This window comes from Paenibacillus sp. W4I10 (assembly GCF_030816325.1).
Lineage (GTDB): Bacteria > Bacillota > Bacilli > Paenibacillales > Paenibacillaceae > Paenibacillus > Paenibacillus amylolyticus_B.
The window spans coordinates 695,737-716,943 of record NZ_JAUSXX010000001.1; the positions used below are offsets into that span (position 1 = coordinate 695,737).

The 21,207-nt window shown below is 42.7% G+C and carries 15 protein-coding genes; all 15 read left to right on the plus strand.

The annotated features are described in order from the left end of the window. Window positions 1–32: 32 nt before the first annotated feature. The 15 genes from QF049_RS03150 (at window position 33) to QF049_RS03220 (ending at window position 21,058) form a co-directional block, all read left to right on the plus strand. Window positions 33–5,831 (plus strand): hypothetical protein, encoded by a 5,799-nt coding sequence (locus QF049_RS03150; RefSeq protein WP_307534754.1) that lies wholly within the window; start codon window positions 33–35, stop codon window positions 5,829–5,831. A gap of 45 nt (window positions 5,832–5,876) precedes the next feature. Continuing rightward, window positions 5,877–10,523: a hypothetical protein gene (locus tag QF049_RS03155; protein WP_307534756.1), complete on the plus strand. Its 4,647-nt coding sequence runs from the start codon at window positions 5,877–5,879 to the stop codon at window positions 10,521–10,523. 16 nt (window positions 10,524–10,539) lie between these two features. Continuing rightward, on the plus strand, window positions 10,540–11,673 hold the full coding sequence (locus tag QF049_RS03160) for an NUDIX hydrolase (protein ID WP_307534758.1): 1,134 nt from the start codon (window positions 10,540–10,542) through the stop codon (window positions 11,671–11,673). Window positions 11,674–11,732: 59 nt separating this feature from the next. After that, window positions 11,733–13,499, plus strand: coding sequence for a toxin-antitoxin system YwqK family antitoxin (locus QF049_RS03165; RefSeq protein WP_307534760.1), 1,767 nt, complete (start codon window positions 11,733–11,735; stop codon window positions 13,497–13,499). Window positions 13,500–13,506: 7 nt separating this feature from the next. Beyond that, window positions 13,507–13,854, plus strand: a complete 348-nt coding sequence (locus QF049_RS03170) for a hypothetical protein (protein WP_307534762.1) — start codon at window positions 13,507–13,509, stop codon at window positions 13,852–13,854. Window positions 13,855–13,867: 13 nt separating this feature from the next. Next, on the plus strand, window positions 13,868–14,932 hold the full coding sequence (locus QF049_RS03175) for a hypothetical protein (protein WP_143781244.1): 1,065 nt from the start codon (window positions 13,868–13,870) through the stop codon (window positions 14,930–14,932). Window positions 14,933–14,935: 3 nt separating this feature from the next. After that, window positions 14,936–15,889 carry a hypothetical protein gene (locus QF049_RS03180; RefSeq protein ID WP_307534764.1) on the plus strand — a complete coding sequence of 318 codons (954 nt, stop codon included), beginning with the start codon at window positions 14,936–14,938 and terminating at the stop codon, window positions 15,887–15,889. Window positions 15,890–15,905: 16 nt separating this feature from the next. Further along, a complete protein-coding gene (locus QF049_RS03185; RefSeq protein WP_307534766.1) occupies window positions 15,906–16,697 on the plus strand; it encodes a hypothetical protein in 792 nt (263 codons plus the stop codon). Between the two features lie 13 nt (window positions 16,698–16,710). Then, window positions 16,711–17,271 carry a hypothetical protein gene (locus tag QF049_RS03190; protein WP_307534768.1) on the plus strand — a complete coding sequence of 187 codons (561 nt, stop codon included), beginning with the start codon at window positions 16,711–16,713 and terminating at the stop codon, window positions 17,269–17,271. After that, the gene (locus QF049_RS03195) at window positions 17,268–17,663 is read left to right on the plus strand and encodes a hypothetical protein (RefSeq protein WP_307534769.1); all 396 of its coding nucleotides are present in this window, start codon (window positions 17,268–17,270) and stop codon (window positions 17,661–17,663) included. Before QF049_RS03190 ends, QF049_RS03195 begins: the two co-directional genes overlap by 4 nt. A 15-nt stretch (window positions 17,664–17,678) precedes the next feature. Then, window positions 17,679–18,593 carry a hypothetical protein gene (locus QF049_RS03200; protein WP_307534770.1) on the plus strand — a complete coding sequence of 305 codons (915 nt, stop codon included), beginning with the start codon at window positions 17,679–17,681 and terminating at the stop codon, window positions 18,591–18,593. A 158-nt stretch (window positions 18,594–18,751) separates the two neighbouring features. Beyond that, window positions 18,752–19,075 (plus strand): hypothetical protein, encoded by a 324-nt coding sequence (locus QF049_RS03205; RefSeq protein ID WP_307410704.1) that lies wholly within the window; start codon window positions 18,752–18,754, stop codon window positions 19,073–19,075. Next, window positions 19,044–19,241, plus strand: a complete 198-nt coding sequence (locus QF049_RS03210) for a hypothetical protein (RefSeq protein ID WP_076251186.1) — start codon at window positions 19,044–19,046, stop codon at window positions 19,239–19,241. Before QF049_RS03205 ends, QF049_RS03210 begins: the two co-directional genes overlap by 32 nt. 234 nt (window positions 19,242–19,475) lie before the next feature. Further along, window positions 19,476–19,892: a Na-translocating system protein MpsC family protein gene (locus tag QF049_RS03215; protein WP_105599449.1), complete on the plus strand. Its 417-nt coding sequence runs from the start codon at window positions 19,476–19,478 to the stop codon at window positions 19,890–19,892. Between the two features lie 599 nt (window positions 19,893–20,491). Then, a complete protein-coding gene (locus QF049_RS03220) occupies window positions 20,492–21,058 on the plus strand; it encodes a sigma-70 family RNA polymerase sigma factor (RefSeq protein ID WP_127550955.1) in 567 nt (188 codons plus the stop codon). Window positions 21,059–21,207: the final 149 nt, after the last annotated feature.

Genomic DNA, 21,207 nt, shown 5'->3' on the forward strand with positions numbered 1-21,207 from the left:
TTCCCTTTTTTTAGTTGGAAGGGGGCAGTGACGTGAGTCAAGTAGTCAATAAGTTTGATTTCACCGTTATAGATTACACGACAACTCAGTACGGTTACCTGTTTACAGTCGGAACTACAGGAAGCGGGCCTGAGGATTATCGATTTATATACATGCCTTACAGCCGGTATCCAAGTGTCCTGATGCTTGATTTCTACATGGCAAGATCGATCTCACATGGATTTAATCATCAACTTGTGGAAGCGATTCGCAAGGATCTGGAAGGAGAAGAACGATTTATTGTCCTAAGTGATGCTAAACAGGATAAAGAAGCGATTCTGCACAGTTCCATGGAAGGATCGAGCTCAGCTACCAAGCAAGGCGATGTTATGGAATTTTCGTTCGAAATGGAGCGGTCTGCGTTAATTGAAGCTTTGGAGATGGATCATCAAGATGAGAGCCACAGACCCGGAGGTTTAAAGGACTCATTCATTCCTGAAGATATGTCAGAGGGCTGGCGCGTAGATAACGATAAAGAGCTAAAGATTGTCCGTAATTTGGGTTTAACTCGTAACTTTGTGAAGAATCTGGATAAGCTGGAGCCTGGAAGAATCAGTTTCAGGGTTAGTGAATTTGGGATGATTGCGGACTATGCAGATAGTGCAGAGCAAGATAACAGCTCTGAACTGGTGATTAAGCAATTGATACACTCCGTTCGAAACGATAAACCGGATATGGATGTGGCAGAGGTTTTCCAGAAAGTGGAGAAGATCATTGGACGCCGGACACAAAATGATTTTTTGTTAGAAGCCATTCAAGACCACTTCAGAAGTACAGAACTGGAGAGGAGCCTTCAATCCCGGAAGGTAAGCAAGCAAGACGTGGAAATTCTATATCAGGATCTGCTAGGTTTACGTGATGGTCATAAAGAAACATTTGCTGAACAAACTACCATGATCGGGAAAAGGGTAGATGATCATCAGCAATTATCCATTCTCTCTGATATGTCGACTGCTTATATTCGTCGATTTCAGGAAATAAAGTATATGCACCTTGATCGCACGTTGCCGTTAGCCCAAAGAGTGTATAACACTTCACAATTGACACTCATGCAAACACTGGGAACAGCTGTGCGAGCAACAACGTTTGGTGGAACGACTACAGGCAAAATTGTTCAAGCAATCAGAGACATCGAAGAGAATATGTTTCTTTCACAACTGAATCAGGCTACGAGGGTAATTGAGAATGAAATGACAACTCATGAGAATGTACTTGCCAAACTGAAGGATCGTCAGTACCCCACTGTTCTGCATACCGAAATGAGAAGTACGCGAGAAGTCAACAAGCAACTTTACTTTCATGATGATCTCAGTCAAAGTAGCCGTGACCAATATCGAAATGCACTAGTCTTTCGTCCAAGTGATACCCTGTGGAATCCGCTCCAAGCTCACAGAATTATAGACAAACATCCGGCAACTACAGCATCCGGTATCATTTTGGCATCCAGAGATATAGGGACTATTACGGATGTGGAGAGGCAGTTTCCTTGGGCAGTTCGGGATCAAGCGGAAAAGATGAACGTCATAGGTGATTTGACTACGGGGCAAAGAGTTTATTTGGAGAAAATGTATATTGAGCATGAGCGTCCAAAGGCACAACGGATTTATGTAGTTCATAGTGAGGTGGACCGACATGCAGAACAGGCTTATCGTGAAAGTACGGAGTACGGCTTTGTTTTCAGAGATTTGCAGGAGAGCAGAAGGATCAGTAAGGTTCCTGGGTATGTAGAAAGGGAAAGTAGGCCAGGCAAACGAGTGACTGCAGAGGCTCTTGAAATACTCAATAAGCAATCACTTGGTGAAAGAGAAAACAAATTAGACAGCTATATTGAGGATAACTTCCATACTGCAAAAACAGAGAAAAAGAATTTGTACATCCCGAACAGCGAGGAAGGTGCAGAAAGAGAAGCATCTTTTGAAAGCTATACGGCTGGTTCAACAACGGCAGAAAGAGCGCTAGCTCATGATTTGTGGTTACCTGAGTCTGAGGACCATTTGGCTGACAAAGAATTATTACGTTCTACCATGCTCGAAAAGCTAAATTCGTATGGAAAGAACGACGAACAGAAGCATGTACATCTGACAGAGAAACCACTTGTGTTACATCGAGATCGTAAAAAGCTACATCTGGAAACGATCCTGCAATCTATCCGAGATAGTAGTCGAACAACCATGATTCGAGACGAGTTTTTGGACAAATTGGTTGGTGGAGGATGGTTGGGGAATAAAGCATACCCTGGATATCTGGATGAGGAATTTATTGTTGGGGAGATCTTGGAGAACAGCCCGGCAGTCATTCTGGAAATGATGATGGAAGCTGTGAATAATGCCGACGCTTCGGTTTATTTTGATGAACCGTTTTTGGCCGGGGTTAGAGAGCGGGTAGATGCGTTAATCGATTGTGGGATCTTAACAGCTGACAAAGAAGGAACCAGATCAGGCATCATTTCCTTTAATTTCGAAGGTGCGAAGGAATCTCAGCTTGGTGATATAGGGACGGAACTCGCAGAAGCATCCAAAGAATTGAGCATGACAGTACTTGAAGATGAATCTAGATCGGCTGAACTGAACAGACGTAATTCGACTCTAGAGACAGACGTTTTCGAGGGAGTGAAAGTAAAGGAAGATCAGCATGGCGAAATTACGGAAGTCATTTACGGCGCAGATTTTAATGCAAGACCGGCTATTATTGAGTTTGAAGATTCATTAGGTTACCTGAATTCTGGAGGGGGATTATTCCCGGATGACCCAGAATATGAAGGAACTCAAGTTGAACGCAGAGGACAAGCCTTTGATGAGTACGGGATAGGGGCAAAATACAAACGGGACGGAATGGTTCTTGACCATGATGTCGTGAGTTCCAACATGAACCGTGGAAGCGTAATTCATACCGAATTTAATATGGGCGGGGTTTCCCGGTATCGCTATGGAATGATTGATGATGAATACACCATGGGTGGTACGAACTTGCGTCAGATGCTTTTGAACAGCGAATATGCTATTGGAACGTCAAAGACTCGTGAGGGATACTCGTATGATCAACAACTTATGGCTACTAATCCAATGAGAGAAGGTTTAATCAGTGGTGAGTACTCTATAGGCACAGCCAGGATTAGACAGTTGTATTTGAATGAGAGCTATACTATTGGCATGATTGAACCACGTCAGGCAGCTATTAATATCGATTACTCACTGGCAACTATGGAATGGAGATCGGCACTGCTCAGCGACGATTATTCCATAAGCAGCTCGAAATATCGAGATGGAGTAGCTGGGATTGGATATACGCTTGGTTCATCGTGGGCAAGAGAAAGTGCGATGGATATTGAGTTTAATGCAGGTATGCGGCAAGCATGGGAATCTACGTTGGTAAATATTACTTCTGAAGCGATTAGGGTAGATCGATATGGATCGGTGCAAGATGAGATATCTCTAGCCACTACTGTAATGAAATCTGCGAATCTTGACGATATGCTGACGGCTCATTCAATCATGCGCAAAGGGCAATTCAACGTTGAAATTATTTCGGATAACATGAACAGATTATCTCTCATGCTTGAAGAAAACGATTCTACAAGAATCTTGAAAGAGGCATCAGTCCATGAGATTGAGAGTGAAGTTGTCAAGTTACGCTTGAGTGAATTGCATGGTGAGGGTTGGTACGGTGGTAAAGGGTTCAGAGATTCCAACTTGGTTGAACTGATCTATGATTCGATAAAGAGTAAAAAGGATTCGGCACTGGATTATGATGTGATTCTTGCCTATAAGCATACTCATGACGTTTACCTTCATGAGACAACTGATAGCATTATTGAAAAGATTGCTAATCTTGAAGAACAACTTATAGCGGATAAACCGCAATATGGTTACATGGACCTTACGCTACCACTAGGCGGTACAAATCTGAAATATGCAGATGTTCCAGTGGAATCCGTGGGTGGGACGGGGCTCAGTTATGGAGATATACCTGTAGAGATTGTTGGCGGAACGAATCTGAAATACGGTGATGTTCCGGTTGAGATTGTTGGTGGAACAAACTTGAAGTATGGAACAATAGAAATCGTGCTCTCAGCGGATAAACCTCAGTACGGCAATATGGAGGAGAATCTGCTCGCTGACAAACCGCAATATGGATATTTGGAAGAGAACATGTATGGTCTGAAAAATGCCAAAGATTCCACTAGTGATGTGCAAATTCATGCGTTTAAAAACGGTAAAGAAGCTGATGTGACCCAAACGCTTGAGTTAAATAAAGAGGATAGATCAGCATTCTTGCATGACAACCTATTTGGGGTAAAAGCTGAAAGATGGGCTCATACCCATGAGACGATCAATGATGTAGTGAAGCTGCGAAATGGATCGTTGGATCAGGACATGTTCTACGGAAACAAGGAATTTAATGAATCCATTTTGGACATGGAACTGGTTGGCTTCCAATATAAACAGCTAGACCTGATCCTAAGCGAATATGCTTACCTTAAAACGAGAGACGTTCATATTGAAGATAACTCGTTCATGAGCTCCAGAAGTTCTTATGATGCGTATAACCATCAATTGGATGCTGGATTGAATATGTTAAGAAGCACGACTCTGGATTGCGAGCAACTTGCAGCGGGGAAAATGGATCGATATGGTCATACACATGAACTGGAAAGTGGCGTTGGGGGTGAGCGAGCCGGTGAGCATTTCGATGGGATATACGGGACCACACTCCAGAGGTTTGCATTCTCAGGTGACGAGTTAAGTTACGGAAATAGTCTACCATACACAAGCTACGTTGATAATGACGGCCAGAGCTTTGGCAGTAAGCTAATAGACCCGGGTTATCTTAGTGAAGATGATTTTAAAGGGATAACAGAGGAACGTGAATCCAGCATAGAAAGAGAGTTGCCGACTGGTATAGCGAACGCCAGATTGTCTGAAATTGAGGATCCTGATTCTCTCATGGCTTCATTTGAAGAACGCTGTTCTCAAGTCATCACAGGTTTTATTTTCGCTGAAAGACCTGAGAAAAGAGCAGAGTATCTGGAACAGTTGCACGCGTTCCTTCCCGAGAGAACAGCTCATCTTATGGAAATGTATCACGAAGCCAAGATGGAACCACGTGAGAGCTTCACACTGACTGATCACCCGGTGGCTGAACGGGAATCCGCTGAGGCTTACATTCCAATGATGGATACCATGGCACAGGGTCTCATATTCGATTACTCGGAAGATCTGCTCGATCGAGGGATGGATCCTGAAGATTGGGAAGGGGGATTGGGTGTTCCAGAGGACTATGATCCGAATGATCCGTTTAATGTGTACTATCCGTATTCAAAGGATATGGATGCGCTGGAATTATCCCAGTCAGACGATTGGACTAAATTCGGTCAAGGCGATTGGGATCGGGATCAATTGCTTGGAAAGTTTTATTCCAAGGAAGATACGAAGGACATCAGCGGATGGTACCGAAATAATTTCCTGGCTGAGACGTATAAGTTCTCAATTGATTTTAAGGTAGATACAAGTACGGATGGGGATGGCGCAGGAATTATTTTCAAATACTTCGATGAAAATAATTATTGGATGTTTATGGTTCATGGAGGAGACAGCGATAACAGTCTGGATATGAGAACGCCGATGCAGCTATACAAAATCGTTGCTGGCAATCCAACTGCAGTGGGTTCTCCGATGCAACCCTTTAAGTGGGAGAAGGATAAATGGTATACATTGTCCGTGTCTGTCATGAAAAACAAACTCCAAATCTACACCGACTCGAAATTGCAATATGATCTGACGGGCACCGATTAACTCGGTGCTCTTTTTGTCGTATAGAGAGATTGGGAGGTGATTGGTATGGGTCATACATTTGGTTTGTTCTCCAAATCACAGAAAGGTGTATTGTTCGCGAATATGAGAGCGAAGATTGCGGACGAAAGTTACGGCAACCCCAACAACCCTGCGTATTTACCGCAGAGTCCCAATGCACCTAGGAGTGAAACGGACCGGCATGGCGAAGAAAATAATCCTATTCTGGGTGATCCAGGTTATGGTCAGATCGGAAGATGGCAGACGGTTCAATTGGATGCACTGGAAAACAGTATTGATCAAATCATTGAGCAATATCTGAAAGATAAGTCGTGGTATGCGAGTGTACGATGCCGTGAAGCACTGTGGAATATGTATCGCAGGATTGAATGGTGGGTAGAACAGCAGCAGCCTCCAGATAAAACACAATATCAGCGAGTACTGCAAATGGTAAAAGACTGTATTCACAAGATTCTTGAAAACGCCCAGAAGCCTGGCGGTAGTCATCATGGTGTGTCATTGCCCGTCTGTCCGGCACCCTACTACCATCATTTTAGTGGGAATTACTTTAATCATTTTGATGCAACCGTATATGAGATCCCGCTCTTTTCAATGAAAAAGGACGTCCCGTTCTCGAATAAATTCCCTGATTTCTTCAGATATGTATCATCGACGGAGGATCAGGAATGGGTAGCTGTCCACTCCGTAGGCCGAAATGAACAATCTGGTTCAGAGATGATCTTAAAACTGGATTTAGGGCTTCTGGAGATTGGCAATTCATCCAAAATCACATTTAACTGGCGTGTGAAGCGTTATGGACAGATCAGGTTCAAGTACCTGGCTAGTGCCAAGCGCGGTAATGGCATGCTGTTCTATATTAATGGGCAGCAAGTTGGGGGCGAATGGAGCGAGAATAGCGGATGGCAAGAAGCTGCATTTACGTTGCAGCCAGGACAGATGTACAAGTTCGACTGGCTGATCCGTAAAATGAGACCTGAAGTATGGCAGAACAATGGTATTTATATCAAGGATGTTGAAGTCGTTGAGATTGTGGATACACGTAAGCCGCCTGCACCGAAAGATTACGATCTGGATGGTGAGGACGTATATGAGTATGGAAACTGGGTTGTAAGATCACCGCAAAGTGTGGCACAGGCCCATTTTAAAGGACAGTTCATTACGGATGATTTGCGTAAGAAAACCATGACGATGGATCTGGACAACGAATGTGATGGTACGGTTTCATTTGCATACAAAATGGGTGTGGATGAAGAGCCGTATCCCGATCATGATTATCAGTTGTTTTTTGATGATGAATTCGTTCAGCGGAGCCAACGCGGAGATGGAGATCATGGTAGTTATGCTCGATCCTTGCATGGTGTGGAGTGGATACTGAATGGAGAATATTCAGAAACAGAGACCAACCAGGCTAAAATCGAATATGAAATTGTTGCAGGGCCGGATACGACGGTGGACTTGAGAGGTGCGCTCGAAGTAACTTGTCCTCCGCGAGAAATTGATCATTGGGAGCCGTCTCATCTTGGACAAGGTATTGGGAAATATGAATGGTACATGTCGGGAAATCCGAGATGGGTGAATCAAGGGAATGTGCTGCGTCTGGAAGAACCGAAGCAGGGAGATATGATTGCTCAAACCATAGTATCTTTGCCGGATGAGGGATGGTTCATATTTAGCTATAAGCATCAGCTACGGCCTACTGAAGCGTTTGAGGTCAATGTCAATGGTATGTCTGTTCATTATACAACGACGAATGGTAATGGCGAACAAGTACGCATTCCTTTGCAAGCTGGAAACAACGTAATCCAATTTCGAATCAGAGATAGTTTAACGGAGGAACCCTTTAAATATCAGTTGGACAAGTTATTTACCTATGGCAATAACACAGGTAATACATATCGCACAACGTCTCCGCTAGGTTCATATGTTGATGTGACACGTGGGTGGGATGTAACGGATGCTGGAGCAACCACGGAAACGAATAACGACACAATTACATATCGTTCCGAGTTAAATCCAGGTGCGAAGCTGACGATTAAAGAACACATGCGAATCTATCCCGCGATGGACTATAATTACGATCCGGAAACGGGCGCGAATCGAGATGAAATGGTTTTTTATGAGCTGTTCAATGAAGAAGACAAAATTAGTTCAAGATTAAGATTTACAGGAAGCTGGCAATGGAAGGAGTTAATTGCTGGTGATGGTGTAATGTGGGCTCAGGGACACAATCAGGAATTTATCTGCGAACTCGAAGCCCATTTAAATAAGCCCGGTTATATATTCTGGCAGTATGGTGGAGATTTCGATCCCGGTGAGAAACTGGAGCTTCAAATAGATGGCGTTTCAGTCTGGACAGGGAATCAATCGAATGGAAACGATGGAACAAACTGCACGTATCCAGTTCCTTCTGGCAGTCACCGTTTCCGCTGGATTTACCGGGATGGTAAGGCGTATACCCCTGGTGCTGAAAATACAGGTGGGTCTGGGAGTGGCTCGGGAGGTACTATTGGGAATGGTCAAACCGAAAATACTTCAAACGATCCTTTTGGAGAAAAATGTTTCCCGGCTGGTAGACAGATTCATAAAATTGAATATGGGCAAGTACCATTCGAGGGGAATTCAGCACGAGCGAGTCGTTGGGGATGGAGGAACGAGGGATTAATATACAGTGATGATGGTGTCCATGGTATCAAAATGCTGGATGAGGAAAAGACGATCACACGATACTTTAAAGCGCCTCCTATAGGAAGTATTGAATATCTGGAGACAATAACCGTATACCCAGTAAAAAATAAAAAAGTTCTAAATCTCAGAAAAGTTAGACCAACTGTTTTAGCAGGTCGTGAAATAGATCGGCCTGAGTATTTAGGATTAGCCTATTATTCGATTAACGTCAAAGGTACAGAGCCTGGAGATAAGAACTCTGATTTTTTTAGTAAATATACAAAAAAGATATATATTAATTTTTATTGTGAAGGGAATTTTAGAGTCAACTATAAATTCATAAGTTATCTAGTGGATGGTATAGATCCACGTGCCAAGCTAAGGGTATATCTGTACCCTACAGAGAAACCAGAGAAAAGAATCTTGATTCACCAAGAAGAAAAAAATAGAGGTTACGGTAGCACGGAAATGAATTATAAATATTTTACAAAGGATTATTGGGATAAGTCTGCGGCTGCCTATAGATCGGAGATTATCAAAGTATCTCAACCAGGGGAGTATACAATATGTATCGGTGTAACAGATATTTTCACGGACGATGATCAGAACGATGATAAAGTTCCTTATCATGCAACAATTGGAAATATCCAAATAGAGACCGAAGATCCTTATGGTAGGAATGGGAATAATCTAATAAATAATAATTACGATATTCTTGATTCTACAAAAGTAAAGGTAATATTAACAGATTTAACCACTGGAGAGCGTCTTGGAAACGGTGACGAGTACTATGCGATGGATGGACAACCAACAACCTACTCAAACCCTTACACTTTACAACCTGGACATGGATATAGTATTGAATACACCTTGTACAAGTCTCCTGGAGAATCGGCGGCAACGGGGCTTAATGCTGGTGGCTTTACTCTCAGTGGAGGTAGATTTATAGAAGAGTGGGATAACTATTGTATAGATGCTCAAGGGTTATTGTATCGAGAAGGGGAGTCGCCACACCCAGACCAAGACTCATGGAATCCGCCTGGACCAGTTACGACTGCGCCAGATGGTGGAAGTCATGCCTGGCTCGACGTTATTCGATTGTACGAGAATAGAGATCGGGCTTGTCGAGGAACCAAAATTGTCATTGAAACTTACGAGGACGGTCAACTATTAATTCCACCACGACCAGTGACAAATGAAGATGATCAGATCATCTCCATTGAAGTTGAGAATACCTCAGATCAGAAAAAGAATTACGAGATTCGCGTTCGATTCGAGCAAGACTGCCCTGGAGATGGCGCCATGATCTGGGGCGGATCGATGCAACTTGACGATATTAGCAAATTAGATCCATCCTGGGCTGAGGTGACTCACTTTGAAGTTTGGAATAACAAACCGATCTGGATGGGCGGCTGCGATAACAGTAATATGCGCGTAAAAATTACACGTGAGGACGGAAAAGTGTTATGGGATGAAAAGTATTACGGGGAAGGGTATCGTGGCTTCGAACTGAATGAACTGGCTCCCAAGCCTTATAGCAAGTATAAAGTGGAGATTACAACAGATCAGAAGGGACAGATCAGTGACTGGACAGGAAAACGATATCTGACCACCTTCCGTGTGCATGACTTCAAAGCCTACGAACGATGGGTGTGGGTACCAGAGCCGTTTGATTGTCAGCTGGATTTCTTCATTGATGATGAACTAATCAAAACATTCACCCAGGAGGGTGGATACTATACATTTTCACATCCAGTGCCCAAAGGTAAACATGAATTCAAATGGGTGTTTACCTCGCTTCAGGAAGTAGGTACGCGTAGTTACGAATACGCTAATCTGGACTGGATGGAACTGACCAACTGGATCTGTGATGACGTCTATGTCATTCCTTACTGCGAAGGCGGTGGGGGAGACAAGTGTGTTGAAGCACTTATTAAATGCCTGCTGGAAGTTTGGAAAGCACGGCCTAAGATGTGTGTAATCGGTAAACGCATCTGGTTATTCACTTAAAGAAAGGAGGAGCTGTATGGGTGTTGCGAGATTGAAAGAGTCAGGCAGGATATATGAGGATGCGTTCGCAAGCTCCAACCTGGATTCCAAATGGGAAATACTCCCTAACGATGCTACTCGCTATGAAGCGGGTAGTGGGAGTTTAGTGCTCAAACATGGTCCAGATCCACTGTATATGTTCTATAAACCTCTGACAGATATGAAGCAATTCGTCATGGATGTGAAGAACAATTATAATCCCGATACGGAGGGATGCTACGGTGGGGTTATTGTTTTTGTAGACGAACATAATTACATGGAGATTGAAGAGTTTTTGGATATGTCCTTGCCAAAGCCTTTGCTGAAGACTTACCCGTGGATACGTTTGATTCGAGATTATAACTATTATACGGCGTATTGGTCGGATGATGGCGTGATTTGGAACATCATTGGTTCTGTAGAACTGGTGGGAGCCCCTAAGATTGGTCTCTATCTGAAGGGTGAAGGAGATCACCCCATGCATGTTCAGTATATTCGAATTAACAAAGGAACATCTATTACCGTAGACAATCTAACCAAAGGAACTGTGGTTGATCTAATCGATCAGAATGGGGTTGTGCTTGAGTCCAGGGTGTGCCGATCTGAAGAAACGGTTGTACATTTTAACATGGATCCATATCCATATCCGTTTGAGGGCAATTTCGGGATTAGGCTTCCGGATGGAAATCGGTTTCAGGCGATGGATTCTATAAAGGTATACAAGGGAGACCTAATGTATTTTGAGGTTACCCCAGATTTATATTACAAAGAGTCGAATCCTGAAACAGGAGAAGATTTCGATGTGCTTCTTTATCCTAACACGGATCGGTTTCTAGGCTATTTAACCGCAGGTGGTTCTGCTACACAAGAAGTTCGAATGTTTGCTAAGAACCCCATGATATCAGGAGACTTTAAAAATGTAACCTTTGCGCTCACAAGCGGGACGGATAAAGTGCAGATTGCGCCTGATGTTGAAGGCATTCCTGGGTCCTTCAGTTACTCGATCACCGCGTTTACTATTTTGCCAGGAGCGTCCTATCCATTCTGGCTCCGAATGGAAAGGGAAGAATCTCAAGACAGGTATGCTTCCCAGGTCAAATTTTCGCTACAGATGTATTCGACATACATATGACTTAATCGAATTGGAGTAATTACGTATAGATCATGTAAGGCATGAATGGAGGTGGTCAAATGTCAGTAAGAATTAACCAGTCTCATCGATCATCCACCAAGAGTCATAAGGAATTGAGTGATATTGGGGTCCGTACGCATGATGAGATTGATTCCTATCTTGCAGAGTTGGAAGAAGCCAGAGGGTCTGCACTCAGTCTAGGCGACCGAATCACGCTGATAGAAGAATCTGCACACGATAGCCGAGATGCAGTAAAAGATCATGAGCAAAGACTTGGCGATGTCGAGACTAAGGTTATTTCAAACAGCTCACGATTGGATGATGTTCAGCAGGATATTCTGACGGTAAGAGCAGATGTCAACACCCTTTCCAAAAGTCAGGATGACCATGAGAAGAGATTGAGCCTGGCTGAGACGGAAATGAAAGAAGCACGTGGAGCAGAGGCATCCATAGATCATCGATTTGATACGTTGGAGAAAGCAATTGAAGTTGTTGCGAAGCAACCCATTCAGGATCTCAGTGTTACCAACCCCACGTACATAGATACAAATAACAGTGTTCAAGTTACGATTAATGCAGGACGAGCCAGTATCAACAAGATTATTGTAGATCAATTTACCCAGACATTCAGCATTCCAGACATTGTGGCCAATACGACATATTATATTTTTCTTCATGAAAATGGGCAGTACTCTTACAGTTCAGATCAAAAAGAGCCCAAGGATGCTATGATCATTGGTGGACTCGATGTTGGAGTTTCTCCAACAACTTCACTCACGGCTTTGGATTTCAGGTATTTCTTAACAAAGGGTTCTATTGAAAATGACATGTCTGCATTGGGAATTCGTGTAGATGATCTGGAAAAAACCGTTGGTGAGCAAACCACAACAATGGCTACACATCATACGGTGATCAAAGCAATGGAAGCCCAATTGGAAGCAGTTGCTGAAGAGGTTGTGGTTTCAAGAGAAGATAAAAACGGAGTAGTCTATGATGCTCTCAAGGACAGACTGGACAACATGCAGAGCCGCCTTGAACTCGCTGAGAGTCGAGGCACTATGGAGCATCAATCCGTATTCCATTTTACTTCTGCTCCTAACAGCAGGTTGTCGACGACTAGAGATTTTCAAGTACCCAGATATGTGATTGGTTCAAATTCCGCAGAGGTATTTCTGGATGGAATACGCATGGATGCAGGAGACGATTACATTGAATATAATGATACGCTTATACGGTTTACCTTTGATGTGCCCAAGGAAGCACGAGTAACGGTCATTGGTCGTGGGTCAATTATTAACACCACTTCGGTAACCGAATATACCTATTATCCAGATGGAAAAGTACATACAGAGAAGATTGATGGAGGGATCAACCGCATTATTGAGCACTTCTATAGCCCGGATGGAAATCTGGAACGACAGGAGGTTACTGAGAGTAACGGGCAGATCAAGTCCATTGAGTATCAGCGTGACATTACGGGTAAAGTACTGCGCGAAATCAACAATGGTGCAGAGTATTATGTGCTTCAAGGAGGTGCTACCTTCGATGACACGGACATCCGGAGGAGACTTGTCTTTCTTGAAGGAAGTACACTTGAGCTGGATGTCGTATATAACTACTTCTCTAATGGTGACATTGAGTCAGAAGAAGTGTTCTCAGTAGAATTGACCCCACAGCTATTGAAGAAAACATCGTTTACTTACAATGCAGATGGTACCGTTAAGACTGAGACCTTAATCTATGACGGCCAGGGAGTTCAGAAGGCATTTGTATACGATGCTAGCGGTAACATCAAACAAGTAAAAATCAGAAAGGTTGTGATTTGACGTGACGATGACCGTGCAGGATGTGAAGTTTGCACTACATACCATTTTGGATAAATTAGTGGGCAATCATTTAGAGCCATTCAGTACAGAGGAAATTGAAATTCTGATCTTTGCTTTTGAAAGCAATATTCTGTTTGATAATGTGGCTCATAAGTTTCTGCCTTCACTAAAAGGGTTACCTGAAATTTATGAGGCTGCTAGTAGTGGTGTGGAGTCAGAGGATGAAGCCGGGGATAAAGAGCAGTCTTATCATGAGAATCTCATAACAGAGAGAAGTGACATGGTGAAAACAGTCTTGTTAACCGTACTTAAAGAGAACATCTTTCACGAAATGAAAATCCGATTTGGTGCTTAAGGAGGTGGGATAGTTGGCTGAAAATATTTTGTTAGGTGCACTGCGTCGTTATGAGTTTTATTCTTATTCTTCCAATTTGATTGCTGAGCTTTACAAAACAGTTAGTCAAGATTTATATGGGGATATACATTGGAACTGGACTTATGAACCATCTAATGAATATTCAATTCCAAGGAGTTGGACTCATCCTAGTAGGAGTGATGCAAATCTGGGCACTCTTACGGCTCAAAATATAAAAGATCCAAGTATGTTCTTCACAATTAGTATGAATGTTTCTAGGTTTTATACACCCAATTACAGCAGAGATTGCACTAGGAGTTATATGCTTAGAACAGGTTTGAGAAATAATGGTTCGATTGTGAAACCTGATCTTTATACCAATGTAGGAGCTGTAACCGAAATTCCTCTGAATACTTGCATTAACGAAGCGTATTCAAATTTATCTAATGCTCCTAATGTTTACTGGAAGTGGACTCTATTCACTAATTTTAATTACATCTATTTATTTGGTGAGGCACAAAATTACATTGGCGATGCAGCCTATCCTGTTAGATTATATCTTGGCAGAATGAAGCCTTTTGAGGAAGAAGATCCACTTGTGGCAAATGACTTTGTGGGAATTTTTGGTCATTATCCAGTTGGTATGAATATTGCTGGTGTTGAATTGAAGCATAATACAGGCAGAGGCTACGTGAGGACATCAAGAAATGGTACAAGTAATGCGTTATATCATTTCTCAACGAGTTCTCAAGTTCCTTCTCCGGGTTTAGGTGGAAGGTACTTTATCTCTCCTTTTTATGTCTGGCATGGAACGGAAGGAGTAAGGGGAGAGTTCTTCGGTATACGTACTGCCGTACTAAGAAATTCGAGTATGTACCCGGATGGTTCAATTCTTGACCTGGGGGATGAGCGCTATTATGTATTCCATGTGAATGTTCAGCAGCATCCGGCAACTCATCAGGGATTTTTTGCAACTAATGGAGCTTACTACAATGGACAACCCTACTTCTTCGATTCAGCGTTACTTCTCGGTGGCGGACAACGGGTGCTGCTATTCGAGATCGAGAAGGAGGTGTAGTGCATGACCATGATTCGCAGACACGAGTTTACCAGCACTCTTAGTTTATTTGCTTCAACACTTGTAAGTACTTTGAAAGATGCACTCGATCCTTACTGGGATACCATACATACGGCCGAAACAACTTACGCCAACTGGGGAAATGCGCTGCTTACCAATAAAAAAAATACATCCATGCGTTTTACCATGTGTGTATGGGCGCACGCCAGAGGAGTCAACATTCGCTGGGGACTGAAGAACCTGGGAAGCAATGAGGCATCACCAGATCTATTCGTAAATCCGCCAGTAGACACGGATAAATTCATGTTGGAAACTCCCTTTTTGTGTCATAACGGACAGTACAATGTGAACTATAAATGGTCTGTAATTACGAATGAGGATATCCTGTTTATCCACGGAGAGAGTCTGAACTATCCGGAAAGAGCTTACCCGGTACGAATATTCCTTGGTAAATGCCAGCCATTAGAGCAAGAAGACCCGGCGATTGCCAATAAATTTTATGGGGTTTTCCCACATATGCCTTTATCCGCTTCGGATAACAACATATCAGATCAATATGATACACCGAGAGGTGTCGTGATGACTTCACGGAATGGAACGGAGTACGCACTGTACAATTTTGGGACAGAGTCCATTCCTTCTCCAGGTGTAGGTTCAAGATACTATGTTACGCCTTTCATGGTCTATCATCCATCTGAAGGAGCTAGGGGTGAATTCAAGGGTATGCGTTCCATTGTTTTTAAAAACAGTGCGCAGCACCCCGATGGATCGATCCTGGATCTTGGCAATGATGGCAAGTACTACGTGTTTCATGTGGTAGATCAGGATTATCCGAATACAGACTATGGACGTTATTACCACAATTCGAACCTGGCTCCTGTGTATTCAAGACCGAAGTTCTTCCATGGTGCCAGACTGCTTGGTGGCGGGCAAAGAGCGTTACTTTTCCAAATATAGGAGGTGTTTATGAGGGATGGCTAATTTCACAGGCAAAGTTAAGATGAATGAATTATTCGCGAATATTGTTCAAGGTTTTAAAACGATTGCGGGATCTCCCTGGTCCATTTTTTACGAGACAGCGAGTGTGATCGTGCTGAAATCGGTGGGCACAACGGGTTCAGATAAACTGTTCTTCAGACTTGAGGTTGGAAACACGAAGGAAACTACGGGAAACAAATTGACCGTGAGTGTGGCTGAAGATGTGATGGCAACAGATGGTAGTATTCCTTTGGGCAGAGCTGAAGTGAAAAAGGACTTTCTATGTCATACGAGTGCGGTTGATACGAATCTATTAATCGATTACCAAGTTTCAGTTCAACCAAACCGTATTATTATTTATTTGCAGGGGGATGTGAACTCGGTCACCGGTATATCCAATCTGGGTTACTTCGGAATTCTGAACAGATATGCCACAGAGACAGATTCCTCGAGTTTGAGTGTTGGCCTCAGCTACAACGGGGATAATGGTATCCGGACGTTGCGTGATAAAGATAAACAGATGGTGAATAACATTTATGATGCTTACTCTGCCATGCTTCCTGTTAATCCAGGGTGGGCGTCTCTTTATCATCTTGCTCCGGTTATTATGTGTAATGGTGTGGAAGGCCCTAGAGGCGAGCTTATTGATATCTATGCGGTACCTTCTGCCGGAGTTTCCCATGGAGATGAGATCAAAGTGGGCACCAAAACATATAAGGTATACTCGCTGTCGATTGGTGGACAGAGCTTCTTATCAGGAGCTACGGTTGCTGTCCTGATGAATTAAGGTGGTGATGGACATGGCTATACATCAAGGGAAAGTTGTAGGGACCGCCGAGAGCGGTTCTCTCTATACCCAGAGTAAGGCGGCAGTTTTTCATGGCATTGGATACGATCTTGATGCTGTTCCGTTAACCATTGAAGGTAAGGACATAGTCTATTCATTAGGAACGTTATCCACTACGGCTGAATTAATTGACATCTACCGTTGGGGTACATGGAGGATGCTGGACAACCATAACGATCAATTGGTTGGATACGTTACGGATAAGTATATTTATGGGCTACGAACCAGAGTGGGAGTTCCTAATGAAAAAAATATGATACTCAAGCATAAAATTTTGACCCAGTCCAGTGGAGTAGGTTTAATTCGTGATACCATAAGTGGCCTCAAAGTGAAACAAAATTATGCGGGGCTCGATTGGTGTATTAAGGTCAAGATTCCTGTCCAGCAGGCTGGGTTAGTGGGGAAAACGTGGGGGGATTGGTCCTACACCGGAAGTGGCGACACATCTGATAGTCATCTTCGTCCACGACGGTATCCGGATACGCATATTCCTAGAAGGAGGGAAGACTCTTGAACAGGACATGGAAACTGATGGAGGAGATGAGAAAAGTGCTATTGCCGGTATCGTTTGCCCAAAGAGTAGAGTATGTTGGCGGTGGGGCGAAGGCAATGATTGATATTCCCATGGAACATCCTCGATTCATGATCAAAACGATTAGGGTCATTCCGTCCAGAGAGACGAATGTGGAAGTTCATGTTTTGAACAGTGCGGGTCCACATCCAGAGGTTCTCTATTTCAACAATGCCCAATACTCGACGGGGAATTTTTTGGAAGGAATTTACGATATGATCGATTTGCCATATGAGGACGTAGATGGGACTTCAACACTTCACTTGTCGTTAAAAAATCTGGGTACAGATGTGGCCAACTTCGATATTGAGGTCGTTGGTTTGACTACAAGGTGAGAGGGGGACCATCACATGGATATTGTTTCATACAGCAAAGCTGCCAAAGTAGAACGTGAAGTTAAACAAGCCAGGGATTCTTATGCCTCACTTGATGGCAGACTGGACGCAGTGTCAGTAGGAAACGTGGTCTCGGTCAGACTGAAAACAGAACTTCCAACCGTAGGAGAAGCAGGAAGATTATATCTGGTACGCCAAGACTCAAGCAATCAAAATGAATCAACGACCTATACATACAGCGGTGGGAAATATGTAAAGGTGGGTGGTGATCGAGTTTCGAACCATCCTGAGAATGGAACGATTAATCTTAATGGTACCAAAACGGTGATCTATAGCCATCCGGATACACACAGTGCTGATATGTTAACAGATGGCAGTCATAACGTTATCATGACTCTGAACGAACGTGAAAAATTGTCCAACATCGAGCGTGAGGCCAATCATTACACACATCCTGACACACACAGTGCCGATATGATCAGGGATGGAGAAACACATGTGAGCATGACTTGGGGTGAACGAAAACGCCTGAATGTCATTGATCCGTGGGAATCGATCAGTGATTTGGTAGATTATACAGATGTGGTTACATATTTTGCTTTTGACATGCAGGGAAGAGTTATTCGACAAGTCGTTACAGACAACTACACCGAGCAGCTTGTCAGAGAACCTGTACTGACCATGCCAGCTTCTCCAGAAGGTTATGCACAGGATGAATCTTTCATGGTCACTTCCATTGGTGAGATTTATCGATACGATGGTCTAGACTTCGTGCAGCTTCCTACTTTGGTTGATGTCATCTATCAGTATGATGATGAGGGAAGATTGGTGACCAAGTCCATCACCAGGTTGGGAACAACACCTGTTCAAACCAACTTCCAATATATATATGACTCATACGGCAATCGTATAGCGGTTAAGAAACACTAATACGGAAGGATAGCGTATGCTGTCCTTTTTTTCTTTTTAACAACGAAATAATTTGTGAAACCCACATCTACATATGAAGATTAGTATTAACACTTAGCTGGTCAAGACGTATAGAGAAAGTAGTATGAGAACGTAATTATTCCGGGAGGTAGTGTACGATGAATATTGAACTTACTGCTCATTTCTATTTCAAGGGAAGTGGGAAGAAAAAGACGGTGAACTGGATAGAAGATAATCCTAGATTACAACAGAAAGAGAAAGATTCGGATAAGGTCGTACGCGAAATCCCGTTAACTGCGGATGAGGTTAAGCAAGAATATCGCCGACTATTCACCAAACACAAGAACGAGGGAAAATCGATCACGTTGGAAGATACAGACGATGTGGTTCATATCATTGATCTTACCGATGTGCGAAATATTGAATTGACCTCTAAGGAGGGGAATACAGATGCTGTACAGGCTGACCTTTGCACTGAATGATGAGGAAATTGTCACTACCGAGATGACCTCCGATAAGGAGGATCTGGTTGGAGCAACGGAAGAAGCGTTCGATTTGATCGAAAGAGACTATGGTGCCAATGTCGTTTTGAACCTGGTTGCGTTTAGCCTGCTCAAAATAGAGCTCACCAATGAAATGATAAATTAAGCGTATAAGCTAACTAATGTTAGCTTTTCAGCACTAACTGCTAATTTATTTGAATAATTATAAAATATAGTTAATAAAGTGATATACCCCAAGCCTAGTTCTGGGGTCTATTCCTTTTTCATGAAAAGTTGATAGTGACTTGATTTAATGCATCCATTGAAACTTGTCTTGTACAAGCAGTTTTGATTAAACTAGGTTGAATTCATATGTTCAGGGGCAGTAGAAGGGGTCAGGATGATTGGCAAGGAGGGATGGGACATTGAGATAAAAGACTTGGAAAGAGAGCTCGCAAAGTTGGCATCCAGAATAAGAAAAGATTTTACTGAGCGCGGGCCGGTAGATACCAGAGTCTCTATCATGAATCATTTTATCATCTTAAAGTTTACAGCAAAATTCACCAAGCCTGAAGCGTTCATGCTGGAACATATGCAATCACACTCAAGTCAAATTTTCGCCGAATACAAGATGAAGCTAGCACATATGATGAGAGAAGATTTCAACCCCGTTTTCTCCTATATCAACATGGGTCTGAAGATCGAAGACATCGAAACAACATTTTTTGGCCATGATTTTGCAGAGCAGATTACAGTCTTCAAGATGAACAAGGATGTTGAAGTGCTGCTGAAAAATGATGAGATTAAGATGCCTTAAGACCTATGAACTAACGTTTGAATACTGGACAGGTTCTTAGGAACTAATTTTTGTTGTTGACAATATCCTACATATTTCCTTATACTACCCTTATGGCGATCGAATAGATTAATAATCTTGACGAAGCCTATAACCTTGTTAAAGAACTTGAAGGCCATATCTTCGGTAATTGGGACGAAATAGATGTCAGACCAAGACCGACACATTCCACCATTTTGGTATTTTCCAGTGGTGCGCTCTGTGTTGGTCTTTTTGTTTGTAAAAAATGCTGCTTTACCTTTCACCGTATACTTCGTATATAGTCAGTAAAAGGCATATAAGCGAACGAAATAAATAAATGTTGCGAACATTAGTTCGTATTTGTTATTCTGAATGTAATAGGATGGGAATAGGGAGGCGGATCAAAGGGAGATTTCTTGATCGTTTGTATGTAATTAGGCTTATTAGCTTCAATTCTGTGTAAATAAGACTACATAAGGTATATGAGATTTTTGGAGCAATAGCGGGAATATAGAGTAAGATCATGCTGGATAGCGACTAGATTGTGAAAAAAGAATACGAACTACTAATAATTAAATAGTTAATGGGGGAAATGTATAATGTCTGCTACAACTGCTATGGGTTTTGATGATTTATTTGAGATTGGGGATATAGACATGTTCCTGAATAAAGCTCAGGAGAAGTGTCGTCACAAGCTTAGAGGTAAAACGTTTGCCGGGATGGAGAAAGAAGATGTGACCCAGGAGATTATGATCAAATTAGTTAACTCCCTGGACAAGTATGATGCAGAAAAAGCCAAAATGTCGACGTTTGTTGATCATCTTATCGAAAATAAAATCAAGGACATGTACCGCAAGTGCATGTCTGAGAAAAATCTCAGTGTGGTTAACGCTGTACAGATCATGTGTACGGATCAGGGTGGTGGCGATGAATCGGAAGGCTCAGATATCGCATTAGCACTTGGTCATGCTGGGTTTGCTTATGAGAATTTTGAGTTTGTAACAGATATTATGGAAAATATGAGGCTGAACGAACGTGAGAAACAAATCTTTAAGCTTCGGACTTCGGGGTATGAATTTGTAGAGATTGCAGGAATGCTAGGTGTATCCAAGGCACGTATATCCCAGTTATGGAAAGCGATTCGTGAGAAATACGAAGCATTGTAGTCATAAGTGGCAATTAATAGCCTAAGTTTGATGAAGATAGATCAGTAACCTACATAGAACAGAGAGAGCACCCTTAACTGGGTGCTTTTTTATGTCGTATAGAGTGATTAGTACAGAAAGAAAGGCGGAACAAGATGCTTAGTGTGGTG

Excerpts from the sequence above, each read along its gene's own strand:
- QF049_RS03160 (WP_307534758.1), top strand. The coding sequence starts at position 10,540 with ATGGGTGTTGCGAGATTGAAAGAGTCAGGCAGGATATATGAGGATGCG.
- QF049_RS03185 (WP_307534766.1), top strand. The coding sequence starts at position 15,906 with ATGGCTAATTTCACAGGCAAAGTTAAGATGAATGAATTATTCGCGAAT.
- QF049_RS03190 (WP_307534768.1), top strand. The coding sequence starts at position 16,711 with ATGGCTATACATCAAGGGAAAGTTGTAGGGACCGCCGAGAGCGGTTCT.
- QF049_RS03210 (WP_076251186.1), top strand. The coding sequence starts at position 19,044 with ATGCTGTACAGGCTGACCTTTGCACTGAATGATGAGGAAATTGTCACT.
- QF049_RS03165 (WP_307534760.1), top strand. The coding sequence starts at position 11,733 with ATGTCAGTAAGAATTAACCAGTCTCATCGATCATCCACCAAGAGTCAT.
- QF049_RS03215 (WP_105599449.1), top strand. The coding sequence starts at position 19,476 with ATGATTGGCAAGGAGGGATGGGACATTGAGATAAAAGACTTGGAAAGA.
- QF049_RS03200 (WP_307534770.1), top strand. The coding sequence starts at position 17,679 with ATGGATATTGTTTCATACAGCAAAGCTGCCAAAGTAGAACGTGAAGTT.
- QF049_RS03155 (WP_307534756.1), top strand. The coding sequence starts at position 5,877 with ATGGGTCATACATTTGGTTTGTTCTCCAAATCACAGAAAGGTGTATTG.
- QF049_RS03180 (WP_307534764.1), top strand. The coding sequence starts at position 14,936 with ATGACCATGATTCGCAGACACGAGTTTACCAGCACTCTTAGTTTATTT.
- QF049_RS03170 (WP_307534762.1), top strand. The coding sequence starts at position 13,507 with ATGACCGTGCAGGATGTGAAGTTTGCACTACATACCATTTTGGATAAA.
- QF049_RS03220 (WP_127550955.1), top strand. The coding sequence starts at position 20,492 with ATGTCTGCTACAACTGCTATGGGTTTTGATGATTTATTTGAGATTGGG.
- QF049_RS03205 (WP_307410704.1), top strand. The coding sequence starts at position 18,752 with ATGAATATTGAACTTACTGCTCATTTCTATTTCAAGGGAAGTGGGAAG.